Here is a 14734-nt window from a genome sequence, read left to right as displayed (position 1 = left end):
GCAAAAAAAGCTCTCCCACTACGCCGTGGTATAGAATCCAAATAGGATCGGTTTATTAATGTGAGAACAACACTAATGTTGAATTATTGAAGCTATGACGGTTCCAAACAAATTCTGCTGTAAGTGTGAAAACTGATAATGCTTTACACTGTCAATTCATAGACTCTTTAACTAAAAATGAGGTACCGACAATGAGCTGGAGAGAAACTGAAAACGAAAAAAACCTATTCTGATGCTGAAGTCGAACAACGACTTAAAGAGGAATTACCTAATTGGAGTTTGGAAAATGGCTGGATCCGCCGTAAATATAAAACCAGCGGGTGGAAATCCACTTTAATGGTTGTTAATACGGTAGGACATTTGGCTGAAGCTGCCTTTCACCACCCTGACCTCACCGTTTCTTATGCCTTTGTTATCGTAAAACTAACCAATCATGCTGCTAAAGGGATTACCGACAAAGACTTTGAACTGGCCAGTAAAATCGAAGAAGTCATTATGTGGCAGCCAGGGCTGATTGAAGGTGGTGCGTTGGTTGGCACACCAGATGATGCTCGTTTTAAATATATTAAATACGATTAATTATGGAACTAGATATTAGCCCTGCCTTAAACGTATTGGGCGAACCTCTGCAAAGCTGTAGCCATGATCCACTCACTGGTTTTTTCCGTGACGGATGTTGTAATACCAGTGATCAGGATTATGGCTCGCATACGGTGTGTGTTGAAGTCACTCAAGCATTTCTCGAGTTTTCGCGTTTTAGAGGTAATGACTTAAGTACTCCGGTGCCGGATTTCAATTTTCCAGGATTAAAACCTGGAGACCGATGGTGTCTTTGTGCTCAACGTTGGCTAGAAGCACAGCAACATGACATGGCTCCTAAAGTGTTTCTGGCCAGTACCCATCAACGGGCAATCGAAATTATTCCGTTAGATATATTAAAAAAACACGCTATAGATTTGATGTGAGATTTAGCTGTTTAGTTATTGATTATTAATGACTAAACAGCTTTCTTAACTTGTCGCTGCATAAAGAAATCTTCAACCTGGTTGATATCCTGAGTGATCGGCATTGCTGGCAAACTACGCATAAACACTTTACCGTAGGGTTTGTTTAAAAGCCGTGGATCACAGAGAACTAATACACCATGATCCTGTTCATCACGAATTAGACGACCTATTCCCTGCTTTAACTGAATGACTGCCGAGGGAATTTGAATACTGCGAAATGGATTACCGCCCCGCTCTTTCAAGTTATTTATCCGTGCTTCCAATACCGGATCCCCCGGCGAGGCAAACGGAATTTTATCAATTAACACGCAAGATAAGGCTTCACCGCGTACATCAACACCCTCCCAAAAACTGTTTGTGCCGAGTAAAACGGCATTACCATGCTGACGAAACTCTTCCAGCAAAGTGGCTTTCGCCCCACTCCCCTGCACCATTAATGGATAATCCAGATCGGCCAATAATTCGGCCACTTCATGCATGGCTCGATAACTGGTAAACAGTAGAAAGATCCGACCCTGACTGTGCAAAATAACTTCTTTAGCAATATCAGCAACGTATTGATTGTATCGTCGATCAGCTGGTTCAACCGGAATATTCGGCAAATACAAAAGGCTTTGTTTTGCATAATCAAACGGGCTTTCCCAGCTGGCATATTCAGCATTTTCAATGCCCAGATGCTGGCAGAAATGATTAAATTTACCGGCGACGGTTAAGGTCGCTGAGGTGAAAATCCAGGCAGCCGGCTTTTCTTCCAGCCATTGTTGAAAATGCTGACTAATTTTAAACGGCGTGGCGTGCAATACAAAGCCTGCTGGTCGGTTATCCAGCCATAACACTAGATTATCGTCATTTTGCTCAGTAAATAACTGAATGATATTAACTAATTCACCGGCACGAACATGACATTGAGAAAGTCCGGGACTCCGCACAGCCAGCGGTTCAAGCTCTGATTCAAACACTTCAAGATAGTCTACTAACTCATTGAAATGGTTTTTAATTTCATCATTATAGAGTTGCGTTAACCAAGGCGTACGCTGTTCAACATTGCCAATATGCAAACGCAGCGATTGTAGTTTGGCCTGTAGTTTTTCAGCATGTAAAGTCAGTTGCTGACTATCTGCTGCATGCTCCTGCATTTCCTGCACACTATCACGACATAATTCAACGATTTGATGGCTGCTGATACGGTTACCGAGAAACTGCCCGGCAATAGCGGGTAATTGATGCGCTTCATCAATAATAAAGGCATCAGCCGTTGGTAATACTTCACCTTGTCCAGCCGTTTTCAAGGCAAAGTCAGACATTAACAAGTGGTGATTGATTACCACAATATCGGCTTCTTGAGCCCGACGTCGGGCTTCTACAATAAAACACTGCTGATAATCGGGACACTGTTGTCCCAGGCAGTTATCTACTGTTGAGGTTACTCGTGGCCAAAGATTGGATTGGGTTTCAAGTAAATCAGATTCACTCAAATCACCATTTTTTGAGCTTTGCGACCAGTCACGTAAGGAACGTAAGGTGTCTGTTTGCGAGAGTAATAACGGATCCTGTTCTGCCAATGTTAAGCGATGATGACATAGATAATTACCACGGCCTTTGAGGATCGCGGCCTGAAAAGGCACAGCTAAAGCTTTACGCAGCGTTGGTAAATCGCGTCTAAATAATTGATCTTGAAGATTTTTGGTGCCGGTAGAAATAAAGATTTTTTGCCCGGATAAGATGGCTGGTGCTAAGTAAGCAAAGGTTTTGCCGGTTCCGGTGCCGGCTTCGGCTACTAAAACTGTTGCAGAAGCTAAGGTATCGGCAATACGTTGGGCCATTTCCTGCTGCGCCTGGCGTGGATGATAACCTTTGATTTGCCTTGCAAGAATGCCGCCTTCAGCAAAAATCTGTTGTAAATCATCCTGCATAACAACTTCCGAAAAGCGCCATTAACCTGCTGTTATAATTCACGTAGCCTGATTATCCCAAATTTCAGGTTCGGCACCATTTTCAGCAGTCCACACGCGTTCGCCGATGATTTTGAACTGAGCAATGGACATGGCACCGCGTTTTTTACGATTACTATCCCGTTCATTCATGGTGTCTTGAATAATGTTTTTAGTGGCATAAAACATTTCGATAGGTTGATATTCATCATCGAACAACACTAATAACACACCATCCCATTCCTGAGCAGGGTTGAGTTGGCCGATTCGTGGGGTTGATTTGCTGGTATCAAAAATGGCGCGGCCTTTAATTACCACTTTCTGATCGGTTAAAAGACCGCTTTTGCCAACCGCATCAAAACTGGAATTTAAATTATCCAGCAGTTGTAAATCCAATGCTTTAGCCGCGTCAAACCGGGCAATTTCACCGGTGACTGGCAAGGTGCTACCGGTCGTTTGGCGATAGCGTGCGGCCAGTTGTCGCGTTTCATGCATCAATTTATCGATGGAATATAAATCCATTTGTCTCTCTGACCGCCGTTATTCACATTGCAGCATTATACATGGCAAAAAAACGGTTTGCCTGCTTTCGCAGACAAACCGTAAATTTTGTCGAGGCTGTGAATAACCTACATACCTACGACCGTAATTTTTGAAAAAAATTCAATTATGATTTTTTCGCATCCAGTTCTTTCTGATAATACTTGTGAACCAGTTTGTCTTGATTTTCCAGCAAGTAATCGATGCTTGGTTCATGATTCATCGCTTTCTCGATAGCACGTGTCGTAGCACGACGATGCACATCAAATAACGCTTCATGATCGAGATTTTCAACGGTAGTGATACCAGGGTTTAACCAGACAGAAACTATGATGCCTAAGTCATTGGCTTTTTCTTTAGGAATAATGCCTTTACGCACAGCATCCAATACACCATTGGCAATCGCGCCTTGGACTGTACCCATCAGGATATTGGTATAGGCGGTATTCTTAACAGTTACTTTACTGACCATGATAGTGGCCGGACGAACTTGAACATCAGTATTCATCAGCGCTAATACGCGTGAATGACCTTTGACCTGATCACCCATCAAATTCGCAAATGCGATTCCAACCGGTCCATCCAGCTCGCCGATAACGACTTCAGGTTCTGCGGCGGTTAATGGTGGGCCATCAGCGATTAGTGCTTCGCCGGTTCGCATGACAATTCTTTCACTCATAAGCTATTGCTCCTTAAGTTGTGCTAAGAGAGCGATTCATTATCCCGGTCTAAACCTCATGTCGCAACCTTATAAGCCTTTATGAGTAGATAGATGCAGAGTAAACTGCTTGGATTTGGGCTTGGATTAAGCATGGCTGATATTGCAACACCATATGAACGTATAGGCGGCGAAACTGCGGTTCGAAAACTCTGTCATACTTTTTACAAAATCATGTGCGAGACGCCGCAAACCGAGGTAATTCGTGGTTTACATCCACAAAATATCCAGATTAGCGAAGACAAACTGTTTATGTTTTTAAGCGGATGGTTGGGTGGTCCTTCCTTATATATAGAGAAATATGGACATCCCAGATTGAGAGCCCGTCATTTACCCTTTTCGATTGGTATTGAAGAGCGGGATCAATGGCTTTATTGCATGGCTCAGGCCCTTAAAACCATGGATTTGGAACCATTATTTGCTGAACAGTTAATGAGCTCATTTGCCCAGACCGCAGATTTTATGCGTAATCGACAAGAAACGGAGTAAACATGCATATCGGAGCTGTGATTATTGGTGATGAAATCCTCAGTGGTAAACGTCAGGACAAACATTTCAATCAATTACAAATCATGCTGGCTAAACGCGGACTAGAGCTGAGTTGGACATTGATAGTAGGCGATGATCCTCAGCAACTGGAACGGGCATTACGTTTCAGCATGAGTAGTGAAGATTTGGTATTTGGTTTCGGCGGTATCGGCGCAACACCTGATGATAGAACCCGGCAGACCGTCGCTAAAATTGCTGATGTCCCCTTAATTCCTCATCCAGAAGCGACTGCTGAAATTGAAGCGCGTTTTGGCGAAGACGCCTATCCAAATCGTATTTTGATGGGATATCTGCCAGAAGGATCACAGATAATCCCTAACACTATCAATAGAATACCCGGCTTTTCTTATGCAAATCATCACTTCACGCCAGGCTTTCCTGAAATGGCCTGGCCGATGGTCGAATGGGTTTTGGATAATCGTTATGCCCATTTAAAAAATCAGCGTCCTGCGGCCGAACAAATTATTTTTGTGCAGCGAGGACGTGAGTCAGATTTATTACCGGTGATGAATCAAATCGTAAATGATTATCCACAATTGAAATTATCCAGCCTGCCGCATCTGGGTGAACCACCGCATATTGAATTTAGTTTGCGTGGTGAAGCTGCTGAGGTTGAGCAAGCCATGCAGTTAATTAAACAAGCCATCGACCAAGCTGGTTTTGTCTGGACGAATCAACTGATCCAGTAAAACCAAAGCGGCAAACTCGCCATGCTCAGCAAAGTGGTTAATGTCACTGCTGCGGCATAAAGCGACGTATCTAAACCATAACGTTCACAAATCACTATTCCAAACACCATTGTCGGCATGGCTGCCGATAAAATCACTGTGGTCATGATTTCGGTTGGCAGATCCAGCATCTGAGTTACTAACCAGACACCCGCCGGAGCAATAAACAGGGTAATAATCACCACCGGCAATAACAGCGGTAACAGAGTCAAACGTAGACTATGCCAACGAATACTCATGCCCAAAGCTATTAACATGAGTGGTACTACCCCACCCGACAATGTTTGCAACGCGGAATGAATAATCTCCGGACGTTGTATATCAAGTAAATTCAATATTACGGCGATGGTCACTGCCCATAATGGTGGAATTTTAGCCAGGCTTTTTAAAGGGTGTGACGATTGATCATGACTGCCGTAATAACCTGCCATCAACATTCCGACCGTCATTAACACCGGGGTACAGGCAAATAAATCATATTGCAAAATAATCGCATTCGACCAACTACCGAGCACCTGATCCAATACTGGTAAGCCCAAATAAGTCACATTGGGAAATGTCGCGGCCAAAATCAATGCGCCTTTTTGGGCGTTGCTCACTGGGATCGTTTTTAGCACTAACCAGATTGCTAACGCCGCTGACGCCAAACCACTCATCGCCAATAACGAAATCTTTATTGAGCTTATATCAAGCGGCGTTTGCCAGATCACGTCAATAACCATGGCCGGTAGCAGAATGTAAAACACCAGATCGGTTAGCGCCCGACGATGTGCCAGCGCCGGAATATGTTTAGGTGCCAATGCCTGCCAAAGCGTGCCACAAGCAATTAATATGGCCATTTGCGCCAGAACGATGAACATCAGAAGGCTACCTTCAAGAGAGGATGCAAGATCGTATCAATGCAATGCCAAAAACAAAAGCACAATCCCCCTGAATTTGCCGAATATCACAGGATTTAGCTTGCCTGACGCTTGATGCACAGGTAATGTTAGCCCGATTACTGGATGATGCTGCAAAACGCCTGTCTCATGCTGATTCCAGCCTGATGATGCCTTTCATATTGAGGTTGTATCTTATGTCTTTATCAAAACAATTACTTATCTTGCTAACGCTGATTTTTCTGATTGTGTTCTCAGTAAATTTTGTCATGAGCATGGACAATATCCGTAGTTATCTCCAAGGTGAATCGGAAGTGCATGTACAAGACACCGCAACCTCTCTCGGTCTATCACTCAGCCCACATATGGCAGATGAAAACGATCCTATTCTGCGAACCATGATGAACGCGATTTTTGATACCGGCTACTACAAGGAAATGCGGTTATTGGATGTCGATGATAATGAGCTGGTTCGGCTGACCAATCCAGATGAAGTCAAAGGTGTGCCAAGTTGGCTAATCAATATCTTACCGATTGAAACCGTCACTGCCACCAGTGAAATCAGTACCGGTTGGAATATTGCCGGCAAATTGCAGGTCACCAGTAATCCTGGTTATGGTTACCTGAAACTTTATGAACAATTTAAATCCACACTTAAGTTTTCCTTGTTGATTCTGCTAGGCGCTATTTTGCTGTTGTTAATTGTTTTAAGAATGACGCTTCGCCCATTAAAAGCCATTACCGAACAAGCAGATGATATTTCTGCCGGTAAATTTACCGTTATCGAAGATTTACCCTGGACCAAAGAAGTGCGTTCAGTCGCCAAATCAATGAATAGCATGTCGAGCAAAATCGGTAAAACTATTCATCACTTAAATACTCGCCTCGATAAACTGAACGACAATCTCAACCGTGACCCGTTAACTCATTTATTAAATCAACAAACCTTTAATGTAGACGTCAAACAGTCATTGTCGATTGGCGAATTCGGCCACGTTATCTATATCAAATTCGATGATTTGAGTGCCATTGTGAAAAATCATGGCAAGCAAGCGGTAGATGAATTACTGCAAACTTTCGCCTCGCAGTTAGAGCAATTACCGTTTGCTCATTTACGCTGTTACCGTTGGTATGGTTCTGAGTTTGCTGTGCTGACAACTGACAGCAATATTGACGACATCACTTTGGTTGCAGAACAGATTCAAGCCCTGGCTAACACCATAGGTCAGCAATATGAACACGCTGATTTGCTGCATATGGGTATTGTTTCTTTTGAACGCAGCAGTGAATTTGAACGAATGATCCCGGCGCTGGTTGAAGCCTATGAACAGGCACGTTTGATTGAAGCCAATGCGTTTTATCTGAAAGAAAATACACTCAGTTCGATGACTGAAATGAGCTGGAAAGCGACCATCGAACAAGTGATTAAAACTGATGCAGCCGTTATCACCTTTACCAATCAAGCTTATAACTACAGTGATACCGCCAAACCGACATTGGTTATGCGTGAAGCTTTTACCGAAGTTCGCGATGCAAACGGTGATTTGCTGCCAATCGGCACATTTTTCTCTATGGCTGAAGCATTTGATCTGGTCGAAACGCTGGATAAACATCTGGTACAGAAAGTGTTAAAACTGATGTCTGCAGAAACAGATCCAGCCCCCGTTACCGTCAATCTTTCTTTGACTTCGATTGCCTCACTCGATTTCCGTCAATGGCTCGCCAGAGAAGTTATTCAGTCAGGTATTTCCCCTGCCCTGTTAGCCTTCAGCGTGACAGCATATGCCGCAGCCAAAGATCTGGAAACCTTTACTAACTTCAGTATTTTTGTCAGACAGTTAGGCGCTCATAGTCTGCTGAAACGTTATAGCAGTGATGTCATTCCGGTGAATCTGCTTAAAGATCTGCATATTGATTACATTCGTCTGGCCCGTGATTTAACCACCGAAATTCGTAGCAATACCAGTAAACCTGACCTGCTGGATATTATTCAGGAAATTGCCCGTTTAATTGAAGTGCGTGTATTGGCCGAAGGTGTTCAAGATGAAGAAGACTTTCTGTGGTTACAACAAGCGGCTTTATTCGGGATCAGTCGTTAATCAATGTTACATCGGCTAAAGCCCATAGTTATAGCCGCCATGCTTGCATGGTTGCTGCCATTTTCAGTACCGCTTTTAGCCGAATTACTGATTTCAGATGCGTTACTGCAAAAGATTGAAAGAGACTTTGATAGCGATGCCAGACAGCGGGTCGAAGCCTGGCAAACATTAATGCTGGAAGGTAAAGATCTACCGGAGCTGGAGAAACTGACTGCGGTTAATGATTTTTTCAACAATAACGTTATGTTTGTTGATGATATTGTGTTGTGGAATCAAGAAGATTACTGGGCTACACCGATTGAAATGCTGTCATTAGGCGCTGGTGATTGTGAAGATTATTCCATTGCCAAATATTTCACCCTGAAACAACTCGGTGTGAATGAAGATAAACTGCGTATCACCTATGTTAAAGCCGTAAATCTGAATCAGGCACACATGGTATTGACCTATTTTGAAAATAGACGGGCGATCCCGCTGGTTTTGGATAATCTGATTAGTGAAATCCAACCGGCCAATCGCCGTCAGGATCTGATCCCTGTTTATAGTTTTAACGGTACAGGCTTATGGCTAGCCAAATCACGTGGTGAGGGACAACGGGTCGGTGATGCTTCACGATTATCGTTATGGGAAGATCTGACTGCTAGAATGCGAGTCGAAATGGGAACCAGCAGATAATTGTATAAACAAGATGGTTACAGTGTTCGACCCGCTATCTGATTAATCTGAGCAATTTGCTGCTGAATCTCAATTTGTAACTGCAGCAGTTGATGTCGATGGGTGTTGGTGACCTCCTGACTGCGTAACAATGTCGTTAAATCAATACCACCCATATCAAAACTGCGTTGCTGCATCGAAACATATTGCTGACTGACATCAAACTGCTGTTTCAACATCTCTTGTCGTTGTTGCAAGCTGTTCAGTCTGTCCGTTGCTGCAAGTAAAGCAGCTTCCAATTGCCGAAGCTGTTGTTGCTGGGCAATTTGCAAATCAGCCAATTGTCTACTTGCAGCAGCAATAGCCGGTTGCTGATATCGGGCATCATTCAAAGCAAAACTCACTCCGACCCCGATACTGTTGTTGTAAGGATCGGCGTGTTCATCACGTTCCCGTTTAATGCCAACAGATAAACTTGGATGGCGCGCATTATCATAACGGGCATTGGCGACTTCACTGCGCTGTCTGGCGATTTGTTGTTCGAGTTCTGCCAATAATGGGTGATCACGATGAATTTCCGTGGATTCAGGCAGACTTTCTTCAATTTCGTCTGGTAACACTTGCTGCCCGGTCAGGTATTGGTATTGGTTTAGGCTTTGTTGCAAATCCAGTTTGGCCGAGGCAAGTTGTGACTGCATTTCCAGATAATGCGTTTGGGCCAGTAAAGCTTCGGAATCAGCTAAATCACCGCCCTCAACTCGACTTTTTACGTCTTTCAGTAAATTCTCTGAGTTTTCCTGCAACACTTCGGCATGACGAACTTTAGCTGCAGAGAGCATCACCTCCCAGACATGTTCTCTCACCTGAGCCGACGCATCTAAACGGATACGTTGCTGATAATACGGAACTTCTGCAGCAAGATGACGTGACAGATTTTGTTGCTGGCGTTTCTCTCCAGGCAGCCAGATGGGCATCTCTATCGCACTTTCCCATTCCTGTAATCCATCGCCACTGCCAATCACATCATTAAAATGATTCACCGATAAACTTAACGGCTCAGCAAATAGTTGCCCTGCCAAGGCTAAACGACTCTCGGCCAACGCATCCATACTGGCTTCTGCCTGGCGTGCCGGATGATGAGTAAATACATAATCTGTCAGCGTTTTCAAGGTGACCGGAGCAGCCTCATCAGCCACACTGACACCACTCACAGCAAGCCAAATCATTAAACCAACAACATGTCGCTTCATCGCTCTATCCTTATTCTGGTTGTGGTTTGCCGGAACGAAGATTAGCCATATAGTCAGCAATACTCTCATGGAAAGACAATAAGGCCGGAATTACCAGCAACACTAATATAGTGGCAAACATCAGACCGAATGAAATAGAAACGGCCATCGGAATTAAAAACTGTGCCTGCGGTGAGGTTTCAAATAATAAAGGCGTCAAGCCACCGATCGTGGTGAGTGATGTCAGTAACACTGCTCTCAACCGTAATACCGATGCTTCGATAATGGCATTTTGCGTATCGAGACCTTTTTGACGTAAATTTTTGAAAAAGGTGACCAGGATAATCGCATTGTTAACCACAATGCCCGACAGACCAAAAATGCCAAATAACGACAAAATGGTCAGATCGATGCCTAATAACCAATGACCTACCAACGCACCGATCAAACCAAATGGTATTGCAGTCATCACCACCAATGGCCAACCATAAGAAGCAAATACCCAGGCAAGAATAATGTAGATTAATGCAAACGCCAGCAGAACGCCTTGTTTCATATCACCAATGGTATCGGCCTGCTCTTCCGCCCTGCCCTCAAACACAACCTGAATGCCATAACGAGAGGTCAGATCAGGTAAAAACTCCGATTGTAAATCAGCCAAAATCGTATTGTTGTTGGTGACCAGACTATCAACGGTAGCCGTCACATGCACTGCCAGACGAGTATCGGTATGACGCAACACATCAAAGCCGCGCCTTGCATCAAAGTGCACTACCGATTCAAGTGGCACACTACCACCATCGGGTAAACGAATCATAAATGCATCCAGTGATGCCTGAGTATTACGCTGAATATCCGGTAACATCACCCGTACTTCAACTTCATCATCACCGTCCTGGAAGATCTGCACCAGTCGTCCGTCATAAGCTGCTCTTAGCTGCCTGCCGACATCTTCTACCGTTAATCCCAGCACCTTACCCTGATCCTTCAGTCGGTAAATCAACTGCGACTGTCCATAAGGCAGATCATCTTCAATAGCACTAACGCCGGGATAACGTTGCAAGGCTTCAATCACTTCTTTGGCGGCGGCTTTCAGAATATCGGTATTGCCACCTGTCAAACGGATATCAATATCACTACCCGGCGGCCCGCCACGACGTTCAGAAATGGTAAAAGTCTCGATACCGGCTGGCAGCACAATCTTCTCGCGCCAGGCATTAATAAAGGTTTGATTACGCACATCACGCTGATCGGGAGAAGTCAGCTCTACCTGCATTGAAGCAAATCGATCATCAATCTGAGATTCGGACATTCCACCTGCTGTTCCCGCAGCACCCAACTTACTGGTTGCCACATCAACTAGAGGTTGTTCCCATTGCTGATCGGTCTGCTCTAATGTGGCGGAAATATGTTGTAGAAATTTATCGACTTCACTGCGCGGTGTGCCAGCGACAAATCGCGCATTGGCTAACACCGTGGTGCCTTCTGGTGACGGGAAAAAATTAAAGGCAATGCGTCCGCCGGCTAATAGACCAAAACTGATTATCAACAAGGCCATCGCCACACTGACGGTTAAACCGCGGTTTTTCACCGCCTGCGTCACCAATGGTCGGAATAAATCATCACGCAGATAATTAAAGGCATTGTCTAACCGGGATCGAATTGCCGAGGGCTTAGCGTGATGAATATTGTGAAAACTATGGCGTAAGTGTCCGGGAAGAATCAGAAAACACTCAATCAACGAAGCGATAATCACGCAGATCACTACAAACGGAATATCGAACAGAATATTGCCTATCACTCCACTTATCAGCATCAACGGAATAAATGATGAAATAGTGGTCAGCGAAGATGACAGAATCGGTGCCAACATACGCCTGGCTCCACCCTCTGACGCTGTGAGAGAAGGCTCGCCACTCTGATAATGGGCAAACGCGTCCTCGCCGACCACGATCGCATCGTCAACGATAATGCCTAGCGACATAATCAGCCCGAACAAGCTAATCATATTAATACTGCCGCCCAACGCATATAACACGGCTAAAGCCGCCATAAACGACACCGGAATACCAACCGCTACCCAGAATGCCACCCGACCATGCAAAAACAAAAACAGAATGCCCAGCACCAGAAACAAACCGCCCAGACCATTTTTCAGCAGTAAATTGATGCGTTCTTTGATGAGCTGCCAACTGGCGTCATAGACTTTCAGCTTTACGCCTTCAGGCAAACTACCGGTTTTTTCATCCAGCCATTTTTCAAGAATACGCGCGCTTTTCAACGAATCGGCATTTTCAGTGCGTTGCAGTTCCAGTTCAATGGCGGGTTGCCCTTGGTAAAACAAGCTCATCTGTTTGCGTAATGGCCTTCGTTCAATGGTGGCCACATCTTCCAGTTTGACTAAGCCACTGGCAAAGTCTGACTGCAAGGCAAAATCGGCAAATGCCTGCACACCTCGTCCTTGATCCAGACTACGGATCTGTCGTGTGCTTTCATCATTACCAATCTCACCGGCTGGCAAATCCTGACTGAGTTGAGCAATACGATCAGCAACCTGATCCAGATCCAGCCCTAAGGCCTCTAATTTGGATTTATCCAGTTGAATGGCAATTTCTTCTAGCGGCAGGCCGCTGATATTAATTCGGGAAATGCCGCGATCCAGCAGTTCATGCTCTATATCATGAGCAAGGTAACGTAGCGAAGCTAAGTCACCTGTTTCACTGGTAATCAGGATTCGCGCCACACTTTCATAATTGGTAACCAGGGAGACTTCAGGTTCTTCACTATCGGTAGGTAAATTACGGATCTGAGCGATACGGTCTTTGACCTGATCCAGTGCCTGACCCATATCACTTTTTTCAATGAACTCAATGGTGACCAGCGACATACCGTAAGAGGAGGTTGAGGTCATTTTCTTTACATAATCGACACTACGTAATTCCTGTTCTACCTGGCGGGTGATCGACTCTGCTACGTCTTCGGCACTGGCACCACGCCATTCGATACGCACGGTGATGATATCCAAAGCAAAAGTCGGAAAAAACTGCGTATTAATACGATTTAACGACAGAATTCCGGCGAGCACCATTACCAACATCAGCAAATTTGCGGCAACACGATGTTGAGCAAAGATGCCGATAAAGTCGCGTCGCACCGTATTATTCACCTTTGACACTCACCGCTAAACCATTGATGGCATTAGGTAATTGAGTGGTAATAATGATATCGCCCTGTTGTAAATCCTGACTTTGAATAAGCAGACGGCTTTTACCATCCTGATCCGAATAATCACCTATTTTGCTGACCTGAACCGCTTCGAGACGATTATCACGAACCCGATAAACCCGATCCAGACCATATAAGGCACTGTAAGGAATTGCGATACTGTTCCCCCGTTGCGGTAAAGTGAGTTGCACGCTGACAAATTCACCCACGGCTAATGGACCAGGCTCGCCTTTAAGACGAAACAGTCCATCACGTCCGGCAACATTGGCATTCACTTCGCCAGCAAGGCGTTGTAATTCAAATTGGTATTGTTGTCCGGCAATTTGCGCCGTCGCATTCAAACTTTGTTTTTCCAGCACCGGGTAAATATCCACCAGATAGCGCTGTGAAATGGAGGCGCGTAATTCCAATTGCTGCATATCATAAAGTGTCATCAAGGCATCACCGATCTGCACCCTATCGCCTTTGGCAATCTGTCGGCTGCTGATTCGACCATCGAACGGTGCGGTGATAACTGTACGGCTGAGATCCAGTTCAGCACGATTTAATTGTGCTTGCGCTTGCTGACGTCGGGCATTGAGCTCGGCAATGCGGATCGGATGATCCTGAATATCAAATTGACGTTGTTTAAGTGTGAGATTTTGCTGCTGTTGCAGCGAGATAGATTCATCCAATAAAGCCTGCGAACTCAACTGGCTTTGTTGTAATTTTTCCGCACGGTTTACGGCAGCTTTTGCTAAGTCCACCAACTGCTGCTGCGTGCTTAATAAGGCTTCATTACGTTTAAGTTGAGACTGTTCAGCAGCAATCTGGGCATCAATCAATGCCAGCTCTGCTGCTGCTTGATCTAATGCTAATTGAGCTTCTTGAGGATCCAGTTCAATTAACACATCACCTTGTTTGACCTGTTGCCCATCAAATACATGCACTTCAAGGACATCCGCAGTAACTGCCGCTCGAAGATTAGCCATCTGCGGCGCTTCAAGACGGCCATAGAGAGTTAAGGTCGGCGATAAATCTGCAAAATCTATTCGCTGGGTGTCCACCAATACCGCTTGAGACGGACGATCCTGGGTAGGAGCTTGCGGGCGGGTACTGATTAAGGTGCTGAATATCACGATGGCTAATGCCACTACCAGCAAGGGTGGTAACAAACGTTTAATCAAAACCCTACTC

At 44.8% G+C, this 14734-nt stretch carries 12 protein-coding genes and 1 pseudogene; 6 read left to right on the top strand and 7 right to left on the bottom strand.

The window, feature by feature from the left end; translation table 11 throughout:
* The first annotated feature begins 191 nt into the window (after positions 1 to 191).
* Together A9E74_RS07370 and A9E74_RS07365 are read left to right on the top strand one after the other, a co-directional pair.
* Positions 192 to 579, top strand: a pseudogene (locus tag A9E74_RS07370) (4a-hydroxytetrahydrobiopterin dehydratase).
* Positions 580 to 593: 14 nt separating this feature from the next.
* Positions 594 to 965 carry a DUF2237 family protein gene (locus A9E74_RS07365; protein ID WP_218104298.1) on the top strand — a complete coding sequence of 124 codons (372 nt, stop codon included), beginning with the start codon at positions 594 to 596 and terminating at the stop codon, positions 963 to 965.
* A 32-nt stretch (positions 966 to 997) separates the two neighbouring features.
* Here A9E74_RS07365 and yoaA read toward each other — a convergent pair whose 3' ends face one another.
* The 3 genes from yoaA to fae form a co-directional block, all read right to left on the bottom strand.
* A complete protein-coding gene (gene yoaA, locus A9E74_RS07360; RefSeq protein ID WP_069295992.1) occupies positions 998 to 2920 on the bottom strand; it encodes a DNA repair helicase YoaA in 1923 nt (640 codons plus the stop codon).
* A 39-nt stretch (positions 2921 to 2959) separates the two neighbouring features.
* Positions 2960 to 3460: a hypothetical protein gene (locus A9E74_RS07355; protein WP_069295991.1), complete on the bottom strand. Its 501-nt coding sequence runs from the start codon at positions 3458 to 3460 to the stop codon at positions 2960 to 2962.
* Positions 3461 to 3605: 145 nt separating this feature from the next.
* On the bottom strand, positions 3606 to 4157 hold the full coding sequence (fae, locus tag A9E74_RS07350) for a formaldehyde-activating enzyme (RefSeq protein WP_069295990.1): 552 nt from the start codon (positions 4155 to 4157) through the stop codon (positions 3606 to 3608).
* Positions 4158 to 4289: 132 nt separating this feature from the next.
* On the opposite strand from fae, the gene A9E74_RS07345 reads away from it, so the two are divergent.
* Together A9E74_RS07345 and A9E74_RS07340 are read left to right on the top strand one after the other, a co-directional pair.
* Positions 4290 to 4685 (top strand): group II truncated hemoglobin, encoded by a 396-nt coding sequence (locus tag A9E74_RS07345; protein WP_069295997.1) that lies wholly within the window; start codon positions 4290 to 4292, stop codon positions 4683 to 4685.
* Positions 4686 to 4687: 2 nt separating this feature from the next.
* Entirely contained in the window at positions 4688 to 5434 is a 747-nt protein-coding gene (locus A9E74_RS07340) for a competence/damage-inducible protein A (protein WP_069295989.1), read from the top strand.
* On the opposite strand, the gene A9E74_RS07335 is transcribed toward A9E74_RS07340, so the two are convergent.
* Positions 5419 to 6333, bottom strand: a complete 915-nt coding sequence (locus A9E74_RS07335) for an AEC family transporter (RefSeq protein ID WP_069295988.1) — start codon at positions 6331 to 6333, stop codon at positions 5419 to 5421. The genes A9E74_RS07340 and A9E74_RS07335 overlap by 16 nt on opposite strands.
* 215 nt (positions 6334 to 6548) lie before the next feature.
* Here A9E74_RS07335 and A9E74_RS07330 point away from each other — a divergent pair, with 215 nt between their 5' ends.
* Both A9E74_RS07330 and A9E74_RS07325 read left to right on the top strand, forming a co-directional pair.
* A complete protein-coding gene (locus A9E74_RS07330; protein ID WP_069295996.1) occupies positions 6549 to 8450 on the top strand; it encodes a bifunctional diguanylate cyclase/phosphodiesterase in 1902 nt (633 codons plus the stop codon).
* 3 nt (positions 8451 to 8453) lie between these two features.
* Positions 8454 to 9125: a transglutaminase-like cysteine peptidase gene (locus A9E74_RS07325; protein WP_069295987.1), complete on the top strand. Its 672-nt coding sequence runs from the start codon at positions 8454 to 8456 to the stop codon at positions 9123 to 9125.
* 17 nt (positions 9126 to 9142) lie between these two features.
* Here the strand turns inward: A9E74_RS07325 and A9E74_RS07320 are convergent, their stop codons facing one another.
* From A9E74_RS07320 to A9E74_RS07310, 3 genes are read right to left on the bottom strand one after another with little or no spacing between them, the layout of a single operon-like run.
* Complete coding sequence (locus A9E74_RS07320; protein WP_069295986.1) at positions 9143 to 10354, bottom strand: TolC family protein; 1212 nt, start codon at positions 10352 to 10354, stop codon at positions 9143 to 9145.
* A 10-nt stretch (positions 10355 to 10364) separates the two neighbouring features.
* Positions 10365 to 13499 carry an efflux RND transporter permease subunit gene (locus tag A9E74_RS07315; RefSeq protein WP_069295985.1) on the bottom strand — a complete coding sequence of 1045 codons (3135 nt, stop codon included), beginning with the start codon at positions 13497 to 13499 and terminating at the stop codon, positions 10365 to 10367.
* On the bottom strand, positions 13492 to 14724 hold the full coding sequence (locus A9E74_RS07310; protein WP_069295984.1) for an efflux RND transporter periplasmic adaptor subunit: 1233 nt from the start codon (positions 14722 to 14724) through the stop codon (positions 13492 to 13494). The genes A9E74_RS07315 and A9E74_RS07310 overlap by 8 nt, the downstream gene beginning before the upstream one ends.
* Positions 14725 to 14734: the final 10 nt, after the last annotated feature.

The sequence above is a fragment of the Methylophaga muralis genome, assembly GCF_001720165.1.
GTDB lineage: Bacteria > Pseudomonadota > Gammaproteobacteria > Nitrosococcales > Methylophagaceae > Methylophaga > Methylophaga muralis.
The sequence above is the reverse complement of the archived record's forward strand: the minus strand, read 5'-3'. Positions and strand labels throughout refer to the sequence as shown.